Raw genomic sequence first — 20,692 nt, 5'->3', positions numbered from 1 at the left:
AGAGGGTGGCCGGAGCGAAGCGGAGGCCGACCACCTCCGCGTTCGTCATCCTAGGGCGGAGCGACGCGAAGCGTCGTGCAGACCCTAGGATCCATTCCGTGACGTTGGCCGAGGGGTATAAGCGGTTGAGAATGTTCGCCTTCGCGGGCGCAGCGGCGTGTGCACCGTTTTGCACCGTTGCGGACCGTATAGGTAACGGCATGGATCCTAGGGTCTGCGCCGCGTCGCTTCGCTCCTTGCTTCGCCCTAGGATGACGAAGGCGTGGCGGCGACGTCCGCACTCATTCGCTACCCCCTCAATCATCATAGCTGTGCCCTGCCCTCAAGCCATCGCGTACCCTGGCCGCGATCGCCAAAAATTCCGGCGTCTCGCGGATGTCCAGTGGCCGCTCCTTTGGCAGCGTCGATTCGATGATGTCGGTAACCCGACCTGGGCGCGGCGACATGACGACGATGCGCGTCGACAGATACACCGCCTCGGGGATGGAATGGGTGACGAAGCAGATCGTCTTGTTGGTGCGCGCCCACAATTCCAGAAGCTGTTCATTGAGATGGTCGCGCACGATCTCGTCCAGCGCGCCGAAGGGCTCGTCCATCAGCAACAGGTCGGCGTCGAAGGCGAGCGCGCGGGCGATCGAAGCGCGCTGCTGCATGCCGCCGGAAAGCTGCCAGGGGTATTTCTTCTCGAAGCCGGAGAGGTTGACGAGCTCCATCGTTCGCTTGATGCGCTCGGCCTGCTCCGCTCTCGAAAGGCCGATGATCTCCAGCGGCAGCGCCACGTTACGCTCGATCGTGCGCCACGGGAAAAGGGCTGCCGCCTGGAAGACGTAGCCATAAGCGCGTTTCTCGCGCGCCTGTTCCGGCGTCATGCCGTTGACCGAGATCGTGCCCGATGTCGGTTTTTCCAGATCGGCGATGACGCGCAGCAAGGTGGTCTTGCCGCAGCCCGATGGGCCGATGAAGGAGACGAACTCGCCCTTGCCGATGGTCAGGTCGACATTGGAGAGCGCCTCTACCGGACCGTCATTGGTCTGAAAGGTAAGGCCAAGTCTGCTTGCCGAGACGACGGCTGGCGATTGTCCCGTCATCGCTTGCTGCCTGCCTCTCGCAGCCGCCCAGGATGAAATGCCGTTGCATTCGCGTTGATGTTGCTTTCCACTCGTCCAATCCCACCCAATCGACGCCCGGAGCCTTGCCGATGTCGCCCAAACCCACTTGTCACCTTATCCGTCCTGAAAGCACTTATGAAGGCAAGCAGGGACTGACCTATTTTGCCGGCATTGCAGCCGAGACGGTCGGCTCGTCCGGCATCTGCATGCATCTGCTCACCCTGCCGCCTGGCGCCCGCGCCAAGGCGCATCTGCATGAAAGCCATGAGACGGCGATCTATGTGCTCTCGGGCGAGGTCCACACATGGTATGGCGACAGGCTCGAGAACCACATCGTCGTCAAGGCCGGCGACCTCTTCTACATCCCGGCCGGCGTACCGCATCTGCCGGCCAATCTGAGCAACGCCCCGTCCTCGGCCGTCATCGCCCGCACCGATCCCAATGAACAGGAAAGCGTCGTCCTGTTGCCGGAACTGGATGCGCTGGTGGCCTGACGCTGACGGGACTGCCGTCATTTGCACCGCGCCACTTCGCCCATGACATTGCCGTCGTCGTCGGCGACCGTCAGCTTCTTGGCGTTCTTGGCGCTGCGCTTGATGGTGAATTTGGTCGGCTCCTGTCCTTCTTCGCCTTCCGCCTCGCATGTTGCCGTCACCACCAGCGACCCATCAGCCTGCGCCTGCTTGTCCGTGAAGGTGCAGGCGCTGGCGGCGGTGACCAATGCCTCGTCGGTCAAAAGCAGCATCCGATCGGCGGCGACTTCCTGGCCGTTGCGGTTGATGCAGCCATATTTGTCCCCATAGGGTTTCGTCAGGTCGATGCCTGCCGCAAGGGCCTGACCCGCAGCCAGAACGACTACCATCGCAACAGACGGCCCCAAACCGCGCGCGCTCATTCCCCCAGCTCCAACGTCACGAACACGGTTGCAACGGCCCCATTTCTTCAAGACCGGGAATGGTCACGAAGAACCCACCCTCGCCCTTGTTGGTGACCACAACGGTTTCAGCCGTCGTCCCCGCCTCGCCTTCGGCGGAACAGGTCGCATCAAGCGATTGCGTGCCCGGCGCCCACGTCAATTGCTGCGCGAACCGGCAGCCGCTGCCATAGGTCTCGATGCCTTCGGCGGTCAGCACGATATAATCGTCCCGGCCCTGAAAACCGGCCTTTGCAAAGACACAGCCGGCATCGTTGCCCCAGGAGCCGGCCAGCCTCTCGGCCCCTGTTGCCGGACCAGCGACCACCATCGCCACGACCAGTGAAATGAGCGCCCCCGGGCTCCGCAACGTCAAACGCCTGTCGCCGGAATGCCGGTGCGTTCCACCTTGCGCGGCGCGGTAATGTCCTTCCAGGTCGACAGAGCCCGGTTGACCGCCGCGTTCGGCTCGCGGGCGACGAATTCGCCATGGCCGGGCTTGGCCTTGACCTCCGCTTCCTCGACCGACAATTCGCCGCGCGAAAAGACGAAGCGCGGCAGGCCGGTCACCTCAAAACCTTCGAAGACGTTGTAGTCGATCACCGACTGCTGCTTCTTCGACGTGATGGTCTTCTTGGCGCTGGGGTCCCACACCACGATGTCGGCGTCCGCGCCTTCGATGATGGCGCCCTTCCTAGGATACATGTTAAGGATCTTGGCGATGTTGGTCGAGGTCACCGCAACGAACTCGTTCATCGTCAGCCGGCCGGTGTTGACGCCGGTCGTCCACAGCACCGGCAAGCGGTCTTCAAGCCCGCCGGTGCCGTTCGGAATCTTGGTGAAATCGCCGACGCCGTTGCGCTTCTGCTTGGTGGTGAAGGCGCAGTGGTCGGTCGCCACCACTTGCAGCGATCCGGCCTGCAGGCCGGCCCACAGCGAATCCTGGTGCAGCTTGTTGCGGAAGGGCGGACTCATGACGCGGCGCGCCGCATGGTCCCAATCCTTGTCGAAATACTCGCTTTCATCCAGCGTCAGATGCTGGATCAGCGGCTCGCCGAAAACCCGAATGCCCTTCTGGCGGGCGCGGCGGATGGCTTCGTGGCTCTGCTCGCAGGACACATGCACGACATAGAGCGGCACGCCGGCCATGTCGGCGATCATGATGGCGCGGTTGGTCGCCTCGCCCTCCACTTCCGGCGGCCGCGAATAGGCGTGTCCCTCGGGGCCATTATTGCCGGCTGCGAGCAGCTTTTGCGACAGCGCCGCAACCACGTCGCCATTCTCGGCATGAACGAGCGGCAGCGCGCCGAGATCGGCGCAGCGCTGGAACGACGCGTACATCTCGTCGTCGTCCACCATCAGCGCGCCCTTGTAGGCCATGAAATGCTTGAACGAGGTAATGCCCCTGTCGACGACGGTGGCCATCTCGTCGAACACCTGCTTGCCCCACCAGGTGATCGCCATGTGGAAGGAGTAGTCGCAGGCAGCCTTCGAGGTCTTGTTGTCCCACATCTGCAACGCTTCCAGCAGCGATTGCTGCGGCGCCGGCAGGCAGAAATCGACCACCATCGTGGTGCCACCGGAAAGGGCCGCACGCGTCCCGGACTCGAAATCGTCGGCCGAATAGGTGCCCATGAACGGCATTTCGAGATGGGTGTGCGGATCGATGCCGCCCGGCATGACGTAACAGCCGCTGGCGTCGAACTCATGGTCGCCATGCAGGTTCGAGCCGATGGCGACGATCTTGCCGTGCTGCATCAGCACATCGGCCTTCCAGGTGCGGTCGGCGGTGACGATGGTGCCGTTTCGGATGACTTTGGTCATTGTCGTGTTCCCTTGTTCTCTTCGCGCTTCTTGTGAGCGTCGTTTTGAATACAGATCTTAGTTCACGCCACGATCCCCGCTGTCTCTACCACCGCATGGAACAGCACGTCGGCGCCGGCGCCGGCCCATTCCTTGGTGATTTCCTCGGCCTCGTTGTGTGACAACCCGTCAACGCAGGGGCACATCACCATGGCGGTCGGCGCGACGCGGTTGATCCAGCAGGCGTCGTGGCCGGCGCCGGATACGAGGTTGCGGTGGGAATAGCCGAGCCGCTCGGCGGCGTCGCGGATCGCCTTGACGCAGCCGGCATCGAAGGTGACCGGATCGAAAGCGCCGACCTGCTCGACCTTGTACTGGATGTCGAGCGCCTCACAGATCGTGTCGATGCCTTCGCGTATGCGCCCATCCATCGCGTCCAGCACTTCCTTCTCGGGCGAGCGGATGTCGATGGTGAAGACGGTGCGCCCGGCGATGATGTTGCGCGAGTTCGGAAACACCTCCATGTGGCCGACCGCGCCGACGGCGTCGGGCTGGTAGTCCATGGCGATCTCGTGCACCAGTTCGATGACCCGAGCCATGCCGAGCCCGGCATTGCGGCGCTTGGGCATCGGGGTCGAGCCGGTATGCGCCTCCTTGCCGGTCAGCGTTACCTGCAGCCATTTCAGGCCCTGGCCGTGGGTGACGACGCCAATGTCGATGCCTTCGTCCTCGAGGATCGGCCCCTGCTCAATATGCAGTTCGAAGAAGGCGTGGATCTTGCGATCACCGACTTTCTCGGTGCCTTTCCAGCCGATGCGCTCCAGTTCCTCGCCAAATTTCCTGCCCTGTTTATCAGTGTGCTGATACACGTCCGCCTGATCGAGCACACCGGCAAACACGCCGGACGCCATCATAGCCGGGGCAAAGCGCGAGCCTTCCTCATTGGTCCAGTTGGTAACGACGATCGGATGCCTGGTCTGGATGCCGAGATCGTTAAGCGAGCGAATAATCTCCAGCCCGCCGAGCACGCCGAGCACGCCGTCATATTTGCCGCCGGTCGGCTGCGTGTCGAGATGGCTGCCGACATAAACCGGCGGCAGGCTGGGATCAGCGCCTTCCCGGCGGGCAAACATGGTGCCCATTTCGTCGAGCCCCATTTCGAGCCCGGCCGCCTCGCACCAGCGCTTGAACAGATGCCGTCCCTCGCCGTCCTCGTCGGTCACGGTCTGGCGATTGTTGCCGCCGGCAATACCGGGGCCGATCTTCGCCATCTCCATGATGGAATCCCACAAACGGTCTGAATTGATTCGCAGATTCTCGCCTGGGGCGGCCATTCAAAGTCCTCTCATTTCATATAGCCAACCGGGCGGCGGTTCCCGCCGCCGCCCGACTGGCTGGATAGATTAGTCGATCGCCCTCAGCACTTCTCTGACATGGTCGATCAATTCGTTGATCTGGCCCTTGGTGATGATCAGTGGCGGCGACAGCGCGATGATGTCGCCGGTGGTGCGGATCAGCGCGCCGCGCTCGAACGCCTTTACGAAGGCCGAGAAGGCCCGCTTGGTCGGGCTGCCTGCGATCGGCGCCAGTTCGATCGCGCCGATCAGGCCGATGTTCCTGATGTCGATGACATGCGGCTCGCCCTTCAGCGAATGCAGCGCATCTTCCCAGTACGGCGCCAGTTCCTCGCCGCGGGTGAGCAGGCCCTCTTCCTTGTAGGTGTCGAGCGTGCCGAGCGCCGCGGCGCACGCAATCGGATTGCCCGAATAGGTGTAGCCGTGGAAGAACTCGATCATGTGCTCGGGGCCGGTCATGAAGGCGTCGTGGATTTCCTTCTTCACGAACACCGCGCCCATCGGGATGACGCCGTTGGAGACGCCCTTGGCGGTGGTCATGATGTCGGGCGTGACGCCGAAATAATCCGCTGCGAACGGCGCGCCGAGACGGCCGAAACCGGTGATGACCTCGTCGAAGATCAGCAAAATGCCGTGCTTGGTGCAGATCTCGCGCAGTTTCTGCAGATAGCCCTTCGGCGGCAGGATGACGCCGGTGGAGCCGGCGACCGGTTCGACGATGACGGCGGCGATGGTCGAGGCGTCATGCAGGGCAACGATGCGCTCCAGCTCGTTGGCGAGTTCCGCGCCATATTCCGGCACGCCCTTGGAGAAGGCGTTCTTTTCCGGCAGATGCGTGTGCGGCATGTGGTCGACGCCGCCGAGCAGCGTGCCGAACATCTTGCGGTTGGTGACGATGCCGCCGACCGAGATGCCGCCGAAATTGACGCCGTGATAGCCGCGTTCGCGGCCGATCAGGCGGGTGCGCGCGCCCTCGCCCTTCACACGGTGATAGGCGATCGCCATCTTCAGCGCCGTTTCGACCGATTCCGAACCGGAATTGGTGAAGAAGACATGGTCCATGCCCTTGGGCGCGAGATCGACCAGGCGGTTTGCCAGTTCGAACACGATCGGGTGTCCCATCTGGAAGGCCGGCGCATAGTCGAGTTCGGCCGCCTGATGCTGGATCGCTTCCGTGATCTTGGGACGGCAATGGCCGGCATTGACGCACCAGAGGCCGGCGGTGCCGTCGAGCACCTTGCGGCCGTCGCTGGTGGTGTAGTGCATGTCCTTGGCGGACACGAACATGCGTGGCGCCTGTTTGAACTGCCGGTTCGCCGTGAACGGCATCCAGAATGCGCTGAGATCGTTCGGCGTGACTTTCAGCCGGTTGGACATGACCAAGACTTCCCCTTGTAACCTGTTTCGGTGCGGCTAACGCTTGGTCTTTCCAAAGCTTGGTCTTTGCTGCGTTTTCATGCTACGCAAATTTTTGACCGATTGGACAAACGTTAGCACCGCCCTGTCGGCGGTCAAGGGATTACTAGCGGAAATGCGGCCTGCGAAGTGCGCTCCACGGGTAAGAGAAAAACTGGTCCAGAGAATTGGTCCAGATGAACCCTGCGGCCAAGGCTTGCAGGGGTGAGCGGCGCCATGGAAGGCTCAGCCCCTCGCCGCACCCGCATCCAGCAGGAAAAGCGCGAACTGATCCTGGAGGCAGCCCTCGAAGTCTTCTCCGCCAACGGCTTTCGCGGTTCGACCATCGACCAGATCGCCGAGGCCGCCGGGATGTCGAAGCCGAACCTGCTCTACTATTTCCGCCGCAAGGAAGACATCCACGAAACGCTGATGGAGCGGCTGCTGGCGACGTGGCTGGCGCCGCTGCGTGAACTCGACGACATCGGCGACCCCCTGACCGAGCTCAGGAGCTACATCCGGCGCAAGCTCGAAATGGCGCGTGATTTTCCCAGGGAAAGCCGGCTGTTCGCCAACGAGATCCTGCAAGGCGCGCCGCGCATCATGCCGCTGCTGGCGGGTGAGCTGAAAACGCTGGTCGACGAGAAGGCCAACGTCATCAAGGGCTGGATGCGCGCGGGAAAAATCGCCCGCACCGATCCCTGGCACCTGATCTTTTCGATCTGGGCGACGACGCAGCACTATGCCGATTTCGATGTCCAGGTCCGTGCCGTGCTCGGCGCCGATCGCGGCGGCGACGGCCGCTTCGAGGATGCGGCGCGGTTTCTGGAGCAGTTGTTCATTGATGGGCTGAAGCCGAAGGGCTGACCTTGGGCGTCAGGCGCTGCGGCGCTCCGCCGGCATCGCCTCAAGCAAATTCTGCAGCTTCTCGATCGAATTCTGTTCGGCCAGCGGCGTGTAGACGATCAGCTTCATGTCCGAGCCGTCGTCGATCGACAGGCTCATATGCTCGAACGTCATGGCACCTGCGATCGGGTGGCGCAGATACTTCTTGCCGGACAGGCGATGGACCACATCGCGCTGCGGCCACCATTCCCGGAATTCCGGGCTTGAGCGCATCATCAGCGCGATCAGCCGCTCGAAATCAGGATCGCCGGTGTATTTCGCGCTTTCCGCGCGAAACCCGGCAAGGGTGGCGCGCGCGAGCTGTTCCCAGTCGACCAGCAAATGCCGCCGGTGCGGATCGGTGAACACACCATGGATGATGTTGCGGGCATCGCCCTCCAGCAGGCCATAGTCGCCGAAAATGGCAACGGCCCCGGCATTCCACGCCAGCACATCCCAGCGCGGCCCGACAATATAGGCCGGCTGCAGAACCAGGCTCTGCAACATGTGCAGTAGGGGACCCTCGACCGTGACCGGGGTGATGCGCCGCCGCTCAGGCTGCTGGCGGCCGGCCAGCGTGAACAGATGCCGCTTCTCCGCGGCGTCGAGCCGCAGAGCTTCGCTAAGCGCCTTCAGCACTTCGACAGAAGGCCGCACATCCCTGCCCTGTTCCAGCCAGGTGTACCAGGTGGTGCCGACGCCGGCGATCATCGCCACCTCCTCGCGCCGCAAGCCGGGCGTGCGTCGCCTGGCGCCGACAGCAATGCCGGTGGCCGACGGCGATAGCCTTTCGCGGCGCGAGCGCAGGAAGGCGCCAAGCTCGCGCCGGCGGCTGTCTTCAGCGGAGTGCGTGGGAGCATCCATGAGAGCTATTATAGCAGTATTGGTACCAGGATAAAGTTTGAACTGTTTGGGCTGCGTCAGGCGCCCCATCTTCCATCCAGAGAGATGGAGGCTCTGAATATGGATCTGAAAGACAAGACAATCCTCATCACCGGTTCGACCGATGGCGTCGGCCGTGTCGTCGCGCAAAGGCTGGGCGCCGGCGGCGCGCGCGTGCTGGTGCATGGCCGTGACGCGGCTCGCGGCAAGGCAACCGTCGCAGATATCGAATCCGCCAGCGGCAAAGCCGAGTTCCTCGCTGCCGACCTCGCTTCGCTGGCCGAGGTCCGCCGCCTCGCCGAGGCCGTACGCGCAAAAACCGACCGGCTCGACATCCTCATCAACAATGCCGGCATCGGCACGGCCGGGGCCAAGCGGCAGCTCAGCGCCGACGGCTTCGAACTGCGCTTTGCCGTCAACTATCTCGCCGGTTTCCTGCTGACCTCGGAACTGCTGCCGCTGCTCAAGGCGAGTTCGCCGGCGCGCATCGTCAACGTCGCCTCGGCCGGCCAGCAGGCGATCGATTTCGGCGATGTCATGCTGACCCGTTCCTATGACGGCGTGCGCGCCTATTGCCAGAGCAAGCTGGCGCAGATCCTGTTCACCATCGACCTGGCCGGAGAGTTGAAAGGCAGCGGCGTCACCGTCAACGCTCTGCATCCAGCGAGCTACATGAACACCACCATGGTCCGCCAAGCCGGCGTGACGCCATGGAGTTCGGTCGAGACCGGCGCCGACGCCATTCTCAACCTCGCGACATCGCCCGCCCTGGAGGGCCGCAGTGGCCTCTATTTCGATGGCCAAAAGGAATCCCGCGTCGAAGCACAAGCCTATGACGCCAAGGCCAGACAGCAATTGCGAACCCTGAGCCTCGACTTCGTCGGCCAGGCTTTCCCACAATCGAAGGAACAGCATTCATGCCCGGCAAGATCGAACACACGGTCGTCGTCGGCGGCTCATCCGGCATCGGCTTGGCAACGGCGCGAAAACTGCTGGGCTCAGGCATGAAGGTGACCATCACCGGACGAAGCCAGGACAAGCTCACCAGCGCCTGGAAGAGCCTCGGCGGCGCCGCCGAAAAAGCTGCCTTCGATGCTTCGAAGCCGGACGAAGTCCGCCATTTCTTTGGGGAACTCGGACCGTTCGATCACCTCGTGCTGGCTGCCAGCGGCGGCAAGGGACTTGGGCCGTTCGAAACCCTCGATCTCTCAGACATCGCCGGCGGCGTCGACGAGAAAGTCAGGCCGCAGCTGTCCTGTTTGCAGGCAGCCTTACCGACGCTCAACAGATCGGGATCGGTCACTTTCATCTCGGCGGTGTCGGCACAATTGTCGGCGCCCGGCGTGGCTGGCATTGCCGCCGTCAACGGCATGCTGCTGACGGTGGTGCCGATCCTGGCGGTCGAACTGAAGCCTCTGCGCGTCAACGTCGTGGCGCCCGGCGTCATCGACACGCCATGGTGGGATTTTCTGGCCGAAGACCAGCGGCAGGCGGTGTTCAGCGAATATGCCGGCAAAACCCCGGTGGGCAGGATCGGCCGCGCCGAAGACGTCGCCGGCGCAATCGCCTTTCTCGTCTCCAACGGCTTCATGACCGGCCAGGTGCTGACCTGCGATGGCGGTTTGCGCTTCGCGGCGTGACCTTACAGCGACTGTGCGATCAGCGTGAGAAAGCCTCCGGCCAGGGCGACGTTGCCGACGAAGCCGTTGATGCGCGAGGCCCGGTCCGGGCCCTGATGGTCCCAGAAATTGTGGAACATCGGCGTGGCGACGATGAGAAACAGCAGCAGCACGGCGCAGGCGGTCGCAGTCCACAGGCCGGCCATCAACAGCGCGCCGGCAATGGTCTGCAGGACGATGCCGGCCCACAACGCCAATCTCGCCTGCGGCACGCCGCGCGCGGTCATCAGCCCTGTCAGGAAGGTCTCGTTCTGAACATTGCGCAGGCCGGCGAAAACGAAGGCGCCGCCGAGCAACAGGCGGCCGAGAAACAAAAAGGTCGAAGGCAAATCGACAGGCATGAAATCTTCCCCGTACTTAAGCATGAAACAGGTGGAGCGCCGCCCTTTCGACGGCGCTCCATGACTAACCGGACGGTCAGGCTGCTTTGGCAGCCGGCATCGGGTGAATGGCGTGGAACGGGATGCAGAGCCGGTTCCAGGTGTTGATCATGCCGATCGCGACCGACAGCTTGACCAGTTCCTCTTCCGAGAAGTGCTCGAGCGTGCGGGCATAGAGTTCGTCCGAAACGCCATTGTTGGCGATCAGGGTCGTTGCCTCGGTCCAGGCAAGGGCCGCGCGTTCACGTTCGGAAAACAGCGGCGATTCCTTCCAGGCCGAAACCAGATAGAGCCGTGTCTCGGTTTCGCCGTCGCGCCTTGCCTCGCGGCTGTGCATCTCGACGCAGTAGGAGCAGCCATTGATCTGCGAGGCCCGGAGCTTGATCAAATGCAGCAGGCTCACTTCAAGCCCGCATTCGTCGACCGCCTTGTTGAGCGCCGACACGGCTTTCATGATCTCAGGCGCCTTGGCGAAGAATTGCAGTCTCTGTTTCATCGTCTTTCCTTTCACATCTGTTTGGCGGGGGATTAAATCTGTTTGGTCGAAGCGGGTTTCTGCGGCCGCTGATGGCGCGCGACAAAGGCACAGCTGGCGGCAAACGATCGCGGATCGCCTTCGGCCTTGTAGTCAGCCACGATGTCGGACAACCGGGTTTCCGCGAGAGCGGCACGATAGGCACGCTCGGCTTTCAGCATCGCGGCATTGATGCCGCACGGCTTCACATAGGCCGAAGCATCGATCTTGACCGGGCCGCGCTGGCGGATCTCGCCGCAGCGGAAGGCCGGCTCGCGACCCTCGACCGCAAGCACGATATCGAGCAGTGTGATGCGCTCGGCCGGACGCGCCAGCCGGTAGCCGCCCGCCGGTCCCGGCACCGATTCCAGGATGCGCGCAGCAGTCAGCTGGTTCAGATGTTTCAGCAGATAGCTCGGCGACAGGCCGAAGGACTCTGCCAAAGCAGCACCCGGTATCGTGCTGTTGCCCTCCACGCTGGCCAGTGTGGCCGCGCAATGGATGGCCGCTTCTACACCCTCGCCCAGCTTCACGATGTTGCGCTCCTATTCATGGATATCTTTTATCCTTGATAAAGTTTATCTGCAATAAGAAAATGAAAAACGGCGCTCGAAAGCGCCGCTTTTTTCTTCGACCCGTCCCCTACTCCGCAGCCACCTTGGCCATCGGGTTGTTCGGGTGCGTCGTCCAGTTGGCATAGACCGGCGACACCGGCTTGCCGGTGCGCTGGTCCATCACGCCGGCGGCCAGCGGCTCCATGGTGATGCAGTTCTCGACCGGGCAGACATTGACGCACAGATTGCAGCCGACGCATTCGGCCTCGATCACCTCGAAATGCCTGACGCCGTCGACCATGTTGGTGATTGCCTGGTGCGAAGTGTCCTCGCAGGCGATGTGGCAGCGGCCGCATTTGATGCAGGCGTCCTGGTCGATATGCGCCTTGGCGATGTAATTGAGGTTGAGATACTGCCAGTCGGTGACGTTGGGCGTGGCGCGGCCGACAATGTCGTCGAGCGAGGCGTGGCCTTTCTCGTCCATCCAGTTTTCAAGACCGGCGATCATCTCCTGCACGATCTTGAAGCCGTATGTCATCGCCGCCGTGCACACCTGCACATTTCCGGCGCCGAGCGCCATGAATTCAGCCGCATCGCGCCAGGTGGTGATGCCGCCAATGCCGGAGATCGGCAGGCCGCGCGTTTCCGGATCGCGGGCGATCTCGGCCACCATGTTCATGGCAATCGGCTTCACCGCCGGGCCGCAATAGCCGCCATGCGAGCCCTTGCCGTCGATGGTCGGCTGCGGCGCGAAACTGTCGAGGTCGACGCCGGTGATCGAGTTGATGGTGTTGATCAGCGACACCGCGTCGGTGCCGCCGGCGTGGGCGGCGCGCGCCGGCTTGCGCACATCGGTGATGTTGGGCGTCAGCTTGGTGATGACAGGCATGCGGGTGTTGGCTTTGCACCAGCGCACCACCATTTCGATATACTCCGGCACCTGGCCGACAGCCGCGCCCATGCCACGTTCCGACATGCCGTGCGGGCAGCCGAAATTGAGCTCGATGCCGTCGGCTTCGGTCTCCTCGACCACCGGCAGGATCGCCTTCCAGCTTTCCTCGACGCATGGCACCATCAGCGAGACGACGATGGCGCGGTCGGGCCAGTCCTTCTTGACCTGCTTGATCTCGCGCAGATTGACCTGCAAATCGCGGTCGGTGATCAGCTCGATGTTGTTGAGGCCGAGCAGGCGGCGGTCGGCGCCCCAGATCGCGCCATAACGCGGGCCGTTGACATTGACCACCGGTGGGCCTTCCTCGCCCAGCGTTTTCCAGACCACGCCACCCCAGCCCGCCTTGAAGGCGCGGATGACGTTGTAGGCCTTGTCGGTCGGCGGCGCCGAGGCCAGCCAGAACGGATTGGGCGACTTGATGCCGACGAAATTGTTTCTGATGTCTGCCATGGGTCTTTCTCCTCTGGCCGTGGCGGGCTTACCGCCACCTCAAAGCGTTGCCTGCGATCATTCCTCGCATCGAAGAAAAACCGATGGCGGTTCGCCTTCGACCGTTACCGTGATCTTGTCCGGATCGCCCTTGCGCGCCTCCAGCCCGACCATTTTTTCGTCCATGCGCACGGTCTCGTCCCCGTTGAGATAGACGCTGGCGCATGAAATCTTTGTCTCAACATGATCGCCGCTTGGCGGCCCGGATGTCCATTGGCAGATCGTGTGCTCGCTGAAGCCGACACCGGATGCCTCGACGGACATCCGCTCTTCACCCTTCGCGTCACACCATTGCGTATAGAGCCAATAGTCCGGTGAAGCCGCCGGCATTGCCGCGGTGCCGATTACGGCAGCGAGGATCGGCGCGATCATCGCAGTGCCCGGTTGATCAAGCGGGTCGGCTTTACCGAGGCCAACCAGAACGGATTGGGCGATTTGATGCCGACGAAATTGTTGCGGATGTCGGTCATAACTCTCTCCGCTAGCTACAGATCACAACAAGAGTCATCTGAACTGCTACAGGCTCACTCGAAACGTTTCGCACGACGACCTGCCACACATGGTCGCTAAACGGATAACTTGCCGATACAACCAACGCAGTAGGGTTGGCCGGCGGGATATCAAGCGCGTAACCTCCAGAGATGAGCTCCCCGTTCCCGCACCCAAGCATAGGAGAGAACGCCTCCCCTGCGCGAACGTCCGGTTGATCAAAATATCTGGTCACACGATGAGCCGCCGAGGCGTTGGCAGAAAACAGCAACAGGCTCGTGCTTAAAACTCCAACGAACTTGACGACGTTAGGCATTCCAGCTTCCTCCAGCCAGTGCCCGGTTGATGCTCTCCGCCGCGTCGCGGCCTTGCGCGACGGCCGAGACCGTCAAATCGTCGCCGCCGAAGATGCAGTCGCCGCCGGCCCAGACATTGGCGAGCGAGGTGCGGCCTTCCGCATCGACCTTGATGCGGCCGGCTTCAAGATCGATCGAGGCGCCGCTTCCATTAAGCGCGGCCGGCACAAAGCTCTGGCCGATGGCCTTGAACACCTGGTCGGCGGTAAGCGTCAGCGTCTCGCCCGTGCCGGCAAGCCTGTCCCCGTTCATGGCGGTGTATTCGAGCTCGATGCCCGACACTATGCCAGCCTCGGCAATGACCCGCTTCGGCTGCAGCCAGTGGCGGATGGTGACGCCGTTGGCCGCGGCCAGATCCTGCTCGAACTCGGAGGCGTTCATGTGCTGCTGGCCGCGCCGATAGCAGATCGTCACCTCCTCGGCGCCGAGCAGCTTCGACTGCACCGCGGCGTCGATCGCCGTCATGCCGCCGCCGATGACGACGACGCGCCGGCCGATTGGCAGGCTCGAGAGATCGCTGGCCTGGCGCAGTTCGGCGATGAATTCGACTGCATTGACGACGCCACCGGCCTCCTCGCCATCGGCGCGCAGCGCATTGACGCCGCCAAGCCCAATGCCGAGGAAGACGGCATCATAATTGAGGATCAGGTCCGACAGCTGGTAGTCGCGACCGAGCGCCTTGCCGTTATGGATATCGATGCCGCCGATCCCAGTGACATAGTCGACCTCGGCCTGGGCGAAATTGTCGATGCTCTTGTAGGCGGCGATGCCATATTCATTGAGGCCGCCGGCCTTCGGGCGGGCTTCCAGAATGGTGACGTCATGGCCGTGGCGAGCGAGCCGGTGGGCGGCGGCAAGACCGGCCGGTCCGGCGCCCACGACGGCGACCGACTTGCCGGTCGATTCAGCGCGCGGATAAAACTGCTTGTGCTCGGCCATTGCGACGTCGGTGGCGTAGCGCTGCAGGCGGCCGATCTGCACCGGCTTGCCTTCCGCCACCTCGCGCACGCAGACCTCTTCGCAAAGCGTCTCGGTCGGGCAGACGCGGGCGCACATGCCACCCAATATGTTCTGGTCGAAAATCGTCTTGGCCGAACCGATCGGGTTGCCGGTCGATATCTGGCGGATGAACAGCGGAATGTCGATCGAGGTCGGGCACGCGTTCATGCACGGCGCATCGTAGCAGAAATAGCAGCGGTCGGATTCGACCAGCGCTTCGTGGTGATCGAGCGGCGGATGCAGGTCGGAAAAATTCTCGGCGTACTGGTCGGCGGCAAGCCGGCCGCCGGCAATGCCGTCCTTGAACTGGCCTTCTGGCATCGTCAGTTCCCCATGTTTTCGTTTTGCGGAAGGCTAGCACGTTTTATTTTTTTATCAATTGGTCAATTTTCGCCGCAAGCCGTTGAAAAGACTGGCTCATAATATGATTTAGCTACTCATGTTATGGCTTTCAGCCTAAGGCACGGGCGAAAGGCCGGAGCTCGTAGCGGCGCCATGGATCGACCGGATCTCGTCGGCAACCAGTTGCTGCAGCCGCCACAGATTGCGGTCGCGGATGCCGAATTCCTCGAGATGGCTGACGGTATTGTAGAGATATTCCGCGCCTGAGCCGACATGGCCGCAGGCTCTGGCAAGCACCCCCGCCACCGTGTCCAGCGGCTGCCCGAGCGACGTTCCCCTGCCGGTCACCCCGACCCAGAAGCCGAGCGCCCGTATCCGGCCCTGCTCCGTGCGCACGGGAACCCACCGGACCGAGCTGACACTCTCATGATCGTCGATCTCGCGCCGCAACAGTCTTTCGATCTGCTCCGGCTTGTCGGCGTCGGGCAGGCGGTAGATGACGCCGTCGCATCGGCCGCCGCGTTCGAGCGCCATCATCAGCCCCGGCTGCGCGACGCTGCCGCGCCAGCGCACCATGTCGAGGCAGAAGGAGCGGTGCCAGCCGAAAGCGGTGGCGCGCTGGCGTTCGACGAATTCGAAAGCCGGCTTCCAGATCAGCGAGCCATAGGCGAACACCCACAAAGGCCCCTCGTCTGCTTCTTCAGACAGCCGCAAGGCTAATGTCCGGTAATCCTCATCGTTCAGCTGCGTCCAACTGCAGTCGGGTCCGGGATCGACCTCTTCACGATGACACAGTGACACAAGCTCAGGCGTGAGCGACATAAGGCGCATGAAACGACTACCCCTCGTTTGCCCCAAGGAAAGTCGAAAACCGCCGCATGTGCAAGCCGCCGGTGGGGCGAAGTGCGGAACGACGTGTCAACGCAGCCGTTGAACTTTCTCCGGTTCGCTGCCGGATTCGCGTCGCTGAAAACGTCCTTTGATGGATCGGACGACGATCGATGCATAGGTGAGGAGACCGAGAATGCCGAAATCCCCAATGCCCTTCTTCTGGTACGAGTTGATGACCAGCGACCTCGATGCGGCGCAAGCGTTCTACACCACCGTGGTCGGCTGGCGGGCCGAGCCCTTCGACAAGGCGCCCGGCATGCCGCGCTATATCGTGGTGAACTCCGCCGAGCGTGGCGTCGGCGGGCTGATGACCCTGCCCGAGGAAGCAGCCAGGACGGGTCTGAAGCCGGCCTGGTTCGGCTATATCCACACCAGCGATACCGATGCCTCGACCGAGGCACTGAAAGCCGCCGGCGGGGCTGTTCACCGCGAACCCGACGACATTCCCGGCGTCGGCCGCTTCTCCGTCGTCGCCGACCCGCAAGGCGCCGCCTTCATGTTCCTGCAGCCCAATGGTCCCGACCAGCCCGTCCTTCCGGCAACGACGCCGGGCCATGTCGGCTGGCACGAGCTTTATGCGTCCGACCGCCAGAAGGCCTTCGATTTCTACTCCAGCCAGTTCGGCTGGACCGATGCCGGTAGCATGGACATCGGCGAGATGGGCATCTATCAGACCTTCTCGGCCGGCCCTGAATCCGGCGGCGGCATCATGAACAAGCCACAACAGCTGCCGGTGCCGGTGTGGCTGTTCTACTTCAATGTCGATGCCATCGACGCAGCCGCCAAACGCGTCACCGACAATGGCGGCAAGATCGTCATGGGTCCGATGCCGGTGCCGACCGGCCAATGGATTGCCCAGTTCACCGATCCGCAAGGCGCTTATTTCGCGCTGATCGCGCCGGGCCGCTGATCCCCTCCGGTACTCGCCTGCACGGAACTGCTCTCATCGCGCCGCCGGTGCGATGAGAGGCGCGTCCGGGCGCGGTCACTCTGGCGCCAGCACCGCAACCTTGAGGTTCTCTTTCCTGGCGCCGCTGAGCTGGATCGTGGCTGCGCCAGGCGTCAGCTTGAAGCGCACGCTCTTGCGGATGCCGGGGCAGGTCTTCACGCCGCTGAAACCGGCTGATTTCACGGCCTGGCCATCCTGAATGACGTCGACCCAGGCCTCATCGGACAGGCTGATCTGGAGCTCTCCTTCCGTTGGCACGGCCACGTTTGCCGTCGCGCCGAACGTGCCGGCTGCCGGCGCGCGTTGCGGTGAGACCGTGAAGCTGACCGCATCGACCGGCTCCAGCGCCATATCCGCGGCTTCGCCGAAAGCAAGAGAGGCACCGGACTGCGCGGCGGGCGCTGCCGGAAACAGTTCCTGCTCGCGTGTCACCGGCCATTTGAAGGCATCGCAGCCAGCATCAGCGGCCATGGCGAAACTGGTGCTTGCGAGGATTGCGAACAGGCTGATGGCGACTTTTTTCATGGCGAAGGAACCCGTCTGGTTAGAGTGTCTACACGCAGATATACAACCTTAACGAGATGTATGCAACCATAACGAGAGCAAATTTCGAAGTCAGACTGGAAATAATTGCAATCACCGATTGTTGATGACAGGCCATGGGAAGTGAATGGTCCAGCGTCGGGTGATGATTTATGGCCGGGCCACATGGTTGGAAAAATGGAGTTTAGATGAAGCTTTTTGACGGTCTCGCCAGATTTCAGCCGCAGGCGCTCGGCGTCCTGCGCGTCATCACAGCCCTGCAGTTCATCGAGCATGGCTCGCAGAAACTGTTCAATTTTCCGGTCAGCGCCGAGCCTCACGCTCTTACCGGCCTGACGATGACTGCAGGCATCCTGGAGTTCGCCGGTGGCATCCTGCTGGCGCTCGGTCTGTTCACCCGCCCGGTCGCGTTCCTGCTGGCCGGCGAGATGGCCATCGCCTATTTCATGGCGCACTATCCGCGCGACTTCTTCCCGGTCAACAACGGCGGCGATGCGGCGATCTCCTTCTGCTTCATCTTCCTCTATCTGGTGTTTGCCGGCGCCGGCGCTTTCGCGCTCGACAACCGCCGCAGCACCTGACGCGCCTGATGCATGTCGCCCAAAAGTGCGCAGCGGTTTTGGGATAACGACTTGCACAAAAAACGACTTGCACAAAACAAGAATCTGAAGCGCCTTGGCGAAGTCGAAGCGCTTCAGGCGCGCATTCGCTCGAAGTTCGCGTCAAAGAGCGGCGCCGCCTGAACGCGCGCCGCGTGGCGCTTGCCCAAAAGTTCGATTTCGAAGCCGTCGCTCTCATCGGCGATCTCCTTCGGCACATAGCCGATGGCGACGGATTTTTTCGAGTGATGCGCATAGCCGCCTGACGTGACCCAGCCGCGCACCGCGCCATCGAACCAGATCGGCTCGTCGCCGATGACATCGGCATCGTCGGCATCGAGGATAAATGTGCGCAGCCTGAGCTTGCCGCCCTGCTTGCGCTCGGCCAGAGCGCCGGTTTTGCCGATGAAGTCGGCATCCTTGCCATAGGCGACGAAACGGTCGAGCCCGGCCTCCAGCGGCCCGTAGATCGGCCGGTATTCGCGCGCCCATGAGCCGTAGTTTTTCTCCAGCCGCAGCGCATTGAGCGCGCGCGAGCCGAACAGGCCGAGGCCGAATTCCTCGCCTGCCGCCATCAACGCCTGGAAGGCAGCGCGCTGATATTCCGGCGCCACCCAGATCTCGTAGCCGAGATCGCCGGTGTAGCTGACGCGGCCGACCAGGCACGGCGCCGTGCCGATGTCCATTTTCGCGACCGCCATGAAGGGGAATGCGGTGTTGGCGACATCCGCGCGGCTGACCTTCGCCAGCACCTCCCTCGCCTTGGGTCCGGCGATCGCCAGACCGGTCAGTTTCTGCCCCAGCGCCTCTATGCGCACTGAGCTATCCGCAGGTAAATGTGCCTCGAACCAGCGCATATGATACTGCTCGGCGATACCGGAGCCGGCGATGAACCACTCGGTCCCGTTGGAATTGGGGGCACCGATATTGGCCAGCGTGAAATCGCCGATCAGTTTGCCGTCATCCTTCAGCATCGGCGCCAGCGTCATGCGGCCGGGCTTGGGCAGCTTGCAGGCAAAAATCCGATCGAGCCAGGCGGCCGCCCCCTCGCCCGTCATCTTGTACTTGGCGAAGTTCGAAATCTCCGCCATGCCGACGCTCTCACGAACCGTCGCTACCTCAATGGCGACATGGGAAAAATCGCTGGACCGCCGCCACGAGAACTCGTCCTTGACGCCCGCGGGCGCATACCAGAGCGGCACTTCCAGCCCATAGGACACACCCCATTGCGCGCGCCTGGCCGACAGCAAATCGTAGATCGGCGTCGTCTTCAGCTGCCGCCCGGCGGGCAGTTCCTCATTGGGGAAGCGGATCGAGAAGCGGCGCGAATAATTCTCGCGCACCTTTGCATTGGTGTAGGCTATCGTCGCCCAGTCGCCGTAACGCGCCACATCCATGGCCCAGATGTCGGCGCCGGGATCGCCCTCGATCATCCAGTTGGACAGCGCCAACCCAACGCCCCCACCCTGGCTGAAGCCCGCCATGACGCCGCAGGCGACCCAGAAACCCGGTAGCCCGCGCACCGGCCCAACCAGCGGATTGCCGTCCGGTGCAAAGGTGAAGGGCCCGTTGATGATCTGCTTGATGCCGGTCCTCTCGAAGGCCGGGAAATGCCGGAAGCCGACCTCGAGCGACGGCGCGATGCGGTCGATGTCCGGCTCCAGCAGTTCATGGCCGAAATCCCAAGGCGTCTGGAACTCGGACCACACCTTGTTGGCCTTCTCATAGGTGCCCATCAGCATGCCGCCGCGCTCCTGGCGCAGATAGAGCTCACCGTCGAAATCGACGGCGTGGATGATCTCGGTGCCGGTCTTGGCGTTCCACGCCGCGACTTCCGGCATATCCTCGGTGATCAGGTACATGTGCTCCATGGCCAGCACCGGCAGTTCCAGCCCGACCATGCGGCCGACCTCGCGCGCCCACAGGCCGCCGGCATTGACGACATGCTCGGCCACGACCTCGCCCTTGTTGGTGATGACCCGCCACATCCCGTCGGGCCGGCGCACAATGTCTTCCACCTTGGTGAAGCGCTCGACCTCGGCGCCAAGCTTGCGCGCGGCCTTGGCGTAGGCATGCGTCACACCGGAGGGATCGAGATGGCCGTCTTCCTTGTTGCGAACGGCGCCGACGAACTGCTTGGGATCAATCAGCGGCATCAGTTCAGCCGCTTCGTTGGCCGATATTTCCTCGAGATCGATGCCGAGGTAACGCCCTTTGGCAACGACGCCGCGCAGCCAGTCGAGCCGCGCCTCGGTCGCCGCCAGCAGCACGCCGCCGGTCAGATGCACGCCGGTCGCCTGCCCCGACAGCTCCTCGATCTCCTTGTAGAGCGAGATCGTGTATTTCTGCAGCTTGGCGACGTTGGGGTCGCCATTGATCGTGTGCATGCCGCCGGCCGCATGCCAGGTCGAGCCCGAGGTCAGCTCGTCGCGCTCCAGCAGCACGACATCGGTCCAGCCATGGCGGGCCAGATGGAACAGCACCGAACACCCGACGACGCCACCGCCAATGACCACGACCTTTGCATGCGATTTCATGAGTTTTGCTCTGTTATCAATGAGTTGAGGAGATAAGGTGAATCAGAAAGGCAGCGCCGCGCGCCGACGCTGAAAAA

General features: G+C 62.8%; 23 protein-coding genes. 6 read left to right on the top strand and 17 right to left on the bottom strand.

Features of this window, described 5'->3' with window-relative positions; translation table 11 throughout:
* Positions 1-296 precede the first annotated feature (296 nt).
* Positions 297-1,088: an ABC transporter ATP-binding protein gene (locus tag NKI35_RS19470; RefSeq protein ID WP_023687997.1), complete on the bottom strand. Its 792-nt coding sequence runs from the start codon at positions 1,086-1,088 to the stop codon at positions 297-299.
* A gap of 110 nt (positions 1,089-1,198) precedes the next feature.
* Between NKI35_RS19470 and NKI35_RS19465 the strand changes: the two genes are divergently transcribed.
* Positions 1,199-1,603 (top strand): cupin domain-containing protein, encoded by a 405-nt coding sequence (locus tag NKI35_RS19465; protein ID WP_031193071.1) that lies wholly within the window; start codon positions 1,199-1,201, stop codon positions 1,601-1,603.
* Between the two features lie 17 nt (positions 1,604-1,620).
* On the opposite strand, the gene NKI35_RS19460 is transcribed toward NKI35_RS19465, so the two are convergent.
* The 5 genes from NKI35_RS19460 to aptA all read right to left on the bottom strand — a co-directional run bounded on the left by NKI35_RS19460 (position 1,621) and on the right by aptA (position 6,557).
* Positions 1,621-2,004, bottom strand: coding sequence for a hypothetical protein (locus tag NKI35_RS19460; protein WP_031194883.1), 384 nt, complete (start codon positions 2,002-2,004; stop codon positions 1,621-1,623).
* Positions 2,005-2,020: 16 nt separating this feature from the next.
* A complete protein-coding gene (locus tag NKI35_RS19455; protein WP_023668216.1) occupies positions 2,021-2,398 on the bottom strand; it encodes a hypothetical protein in 378 nt (125 codons plus the stop codon).
* On the bottom strand, positions 2,395-3,846 hold the full coding sequence (gene hydA / locus NKI35_RS19450; protein ID WP_352741271.1) for a dihydropyrimidinase: 1,452 nt from the start codon (positions 3,844-3,846) through the stop codon (positions 2,395-2,397). Before hydA ends, NKI35_RS19455 begins: the two co-directional genes overlap by 4 nt.
* 62 nt (positions 3,847-3,908) lie before the next feature.
* A complete protein-coding gene (locus tag NKI35_RS19445) occupies positions 3,909-5,159 on the bottom strand; it encodes a Zn-dependent hydrolase (protein ID WP_023687995.1) in 1,251 nt (416 codons plus the stop codon).
* Between the two features lie 69 nt (positions 5,160-5,228).
* Positions 5,229-6,557: an omega-aminotransferase AptA gene (gene aptA, locus NKI35_RS19440; RefSeq protein WP_023687994.1), complete on the bottom strand. Its 1,329-nt coding sequence runs from the start codon at positions 6,555-6,557 to the stop codon at positions 5,229-5,231.
* 255 nt (positions 6,558-6,812) lie between these two features.
* Here aptA and NKI35_RS19435 point away from each other — a divergent pair, with 255 nt between their 5' ends.
* Positions 6,813-7,442, top strand: a complete 630-nt coding sequence (locus NKI35_RS19435) for a TetR family transcriptional regulator C-terminal domain-containing protein (RefSeq protein WP_023697053.1) — start codon at positions 6,813-6,815, stop codon at positions 7,440-7,442.
* Between the two features lie 9 nt (positions 7,443-7,451).
* Here the strand turns inward: NKI35_RS19435 and NKI35_RS19430 are convergent, their stop codons facing one another.
* On the bottom strand, positions 7,452-8,324 hold the full coding sequence (locus NKI35_RS19430; RefSeq protein ID WP_352741270.1) for a helix-turn-helix transcriptional regulator: 873 nt from the start codon (positions 8,322-8,324) through the stop codon (positions 7,452-7,454).
* Between the two features lie 99 nt (positions 8,325-8,423).
* Between NKI35_RS19430 and NKI35_RS19425 the strand changes: the two genes are divergently transcribed.
* The gene (locus tag NKI35_RS19425; protein ID WP_352741269.1) at positions 8,424-9,350 is read left to right on the top strand and encodes an SDR family oxidoreductase; all 927 of its coding nucleotides are present in this window, start codon (positions 8,424-8,426) and stop codon (positions 9,348-9,350) included.
* A complete protein-coding gene (locus NKI35_RS19420; RefSeq protein WP_352741268.1) occupies positions 9,260-9,982 on the top strand; it encodes an SDR family oxidoreductase in 723 nt (240 codons plus the stop codon). The genes NKI35_RS19425 and NKI35_RS19420 overlap by 91 nt, the downstream gene beginning before the upstream one ends.
* A gap of 2 nt (positions 9,983-9,984) precedes the next feature.
* On the opposite strand, the gene NKI35_RS19415 is transcribed toward NKI35_RS19420, so the two are convergent.
* The 8 genes from NKI35_RS19415 to NKI35_RS19385 form a co-directional block, all read right to left on the bottom strand.
* Entirely contained in the window at positions 9,985-10,362 is a 378-nt protein-coding gene (locus NKI35_RS19415) for a DoxX family protein (RefSeq protein ID WP_023823188.1), read from the bottom strand.
* A 76-nt stretch (positions 10,363-10,438) separates the two neighbouring features.
* A complete protein-coding gene (locus NKI35_RS19410; protein ID WP_023668206.1) occupies positions 10,439-10,897 on the bottom strand; it encodes a carboxymuconolactone decarboxylase family protein in 459 nt (152 codons plus the stop codon).
* Between the two features lie 32 nt (positions 10,898-10,929).
* Entirely contained in the window at positions 10,930-11,448 is a 519-nt protein-coding gene (locus NKI35_RS19405; RefSeq protein WP_023668205.1) for an RrF2 family transcriptional regulator, read from the bottom strand.
* Between the two features lie 109 nt (positions 11,449-11,557).
* Entirely contained in the window at positions 11,558-12,871 is a 1,314-nt protein-coding gene (gene preA, locus NKI35_RS19400) for an NAD-dependent dihydropyrimidine dehydrogenase subunit PreA (RefSeq protein WP_352741267.1), read from the bottom strand.
* 57 nt (positions 12,872-12,928) lie between these two features.
* Positions 12,929-13,282: a hypothetical protein gene (locus tag NKI35_RS19395; RefSeq protein WP_352741266.1), complete on the bottom strand. Its 354-nt coding sequence runs from the start codon at positions 13,280-13,282 to the stop codon at positions 12,929-12,931.
* 109 nt (positions 13,283-13,391) lie between these two features.
* The gene (locus NKI35_RS31340; protein ID WP_502897154.1) at positions 13,392-13,715 is read right to left on the bottom strand and encodes a hypothetical protein; all 324 of its coding nucleotides are present in this window, start codon (positions 13,713-13,715) and stop codon (positions 13,392-13,394) included.
* The gene (locus NKI35_RS19390) at positions 13,708-15,075 is read right to left on the bottom strand and encodes an NAD(P)-dependent oxidoreductase (protein WP_352741265.1); all 1,368 of its coding nucleotides are present in this window, start codon (positions 15,073-15,075) and stop codon (positions 13,708-13,710) included. The genes NKI35_RS31340 and NKI35_RS19390 overlap by 8 nt, the downstream gene beginning before the upstream one ends.
* 135 nt (positions 15,076-15,210) lie before the next feature.
* Complete coding sequence (locus NKI35_RS19385) at positions 15,211-15,927, bottom strand: gamma-glutamylcyclotransferase (protein WP_352741264.1); 717 nt, start codon at positions 15,925-15,927, stop codon at positions 15,211-15,213.
* Positions 15,928-16,120: 193 nt separating this feature from the next.
* On the opposite strand from NKI35_RS19385, the gene NKI35_RS19380 reads away from it, so the two are divergent.
* Positions 16,121-16,897: a VOC family protein gene (locus NKI35_RS19380; RefSeq protein WP_352741263.1), complete on the top strand. Its 777-nt coding sequence runs from the start codon at positions 16,121-16,123 to the stop codon at positions 16,895-16,897.
* Positions 16,898-16,972: 75 nt separating this feature from the next.
* Here NKI35_RS19380 and NKI35_RS19375 read toward each other — a convergent pair whose 3' ends face one another.
* Positions 16,973-17,461 carry a hypothetical protein gene (locus tag NKI35_RS19375; RefSeq protein WP_023746952.1) on the bottom strand — a complete coding sequence of 163 codons (489 nt, stop codon included), beginning with the start codon at positions 17,459-17,461 and terminating at the stop codon, positions 16,973-16,975.
* Between the two features lie 206 nt (positions 17,462-17,667).
* Between NKI35_RS19375 and NKI35_RS19370 the strand changes: the two genes are divergently transcribed.
* Positions 17,668-18,060, top strand: a complete 393-nt coding sequence (locus tag NKI35_RS19370; protein ID WP_352741262.1) for a DoxX family protein — start codon at positions 17,668-17,670, stop codon at positions 18,058-18,060.
* A gap of 113 nt (positions 18,061-18,173) precedes the next feature.
* On the opposite strand, the gene NKI35_RS19365 is transcribed toward NKI35_RS19370, so the two are convergent.
* Complete coding sequence (locus tag NKI35_RS19365; protein WP_352741261.1) at positions 18,174-20,615, bottom strand: GcvT family protein; 2,442 nt, start codon at positions 20,613-20,615, stop codon at positions 18,174-18,176.
* Positions 20,616-20,692 lie beyond the last annotated feature (77 nt).

It is taken from the genome of Mesorhizobium sp. M0676, from assembly GCF_040320535.1.
Taxonomy (GTDB): Bacteria; Pseudomonadota; Alphaproteobacteria; order Rhizobiales; family Rhizobiaceae; genus Mesorhizobium.
The sequence above is the reverse complement of the archived record's forward strand: the minus strand, read 5'-3'. Positions and strand labels throughout refer to the sequence as shown.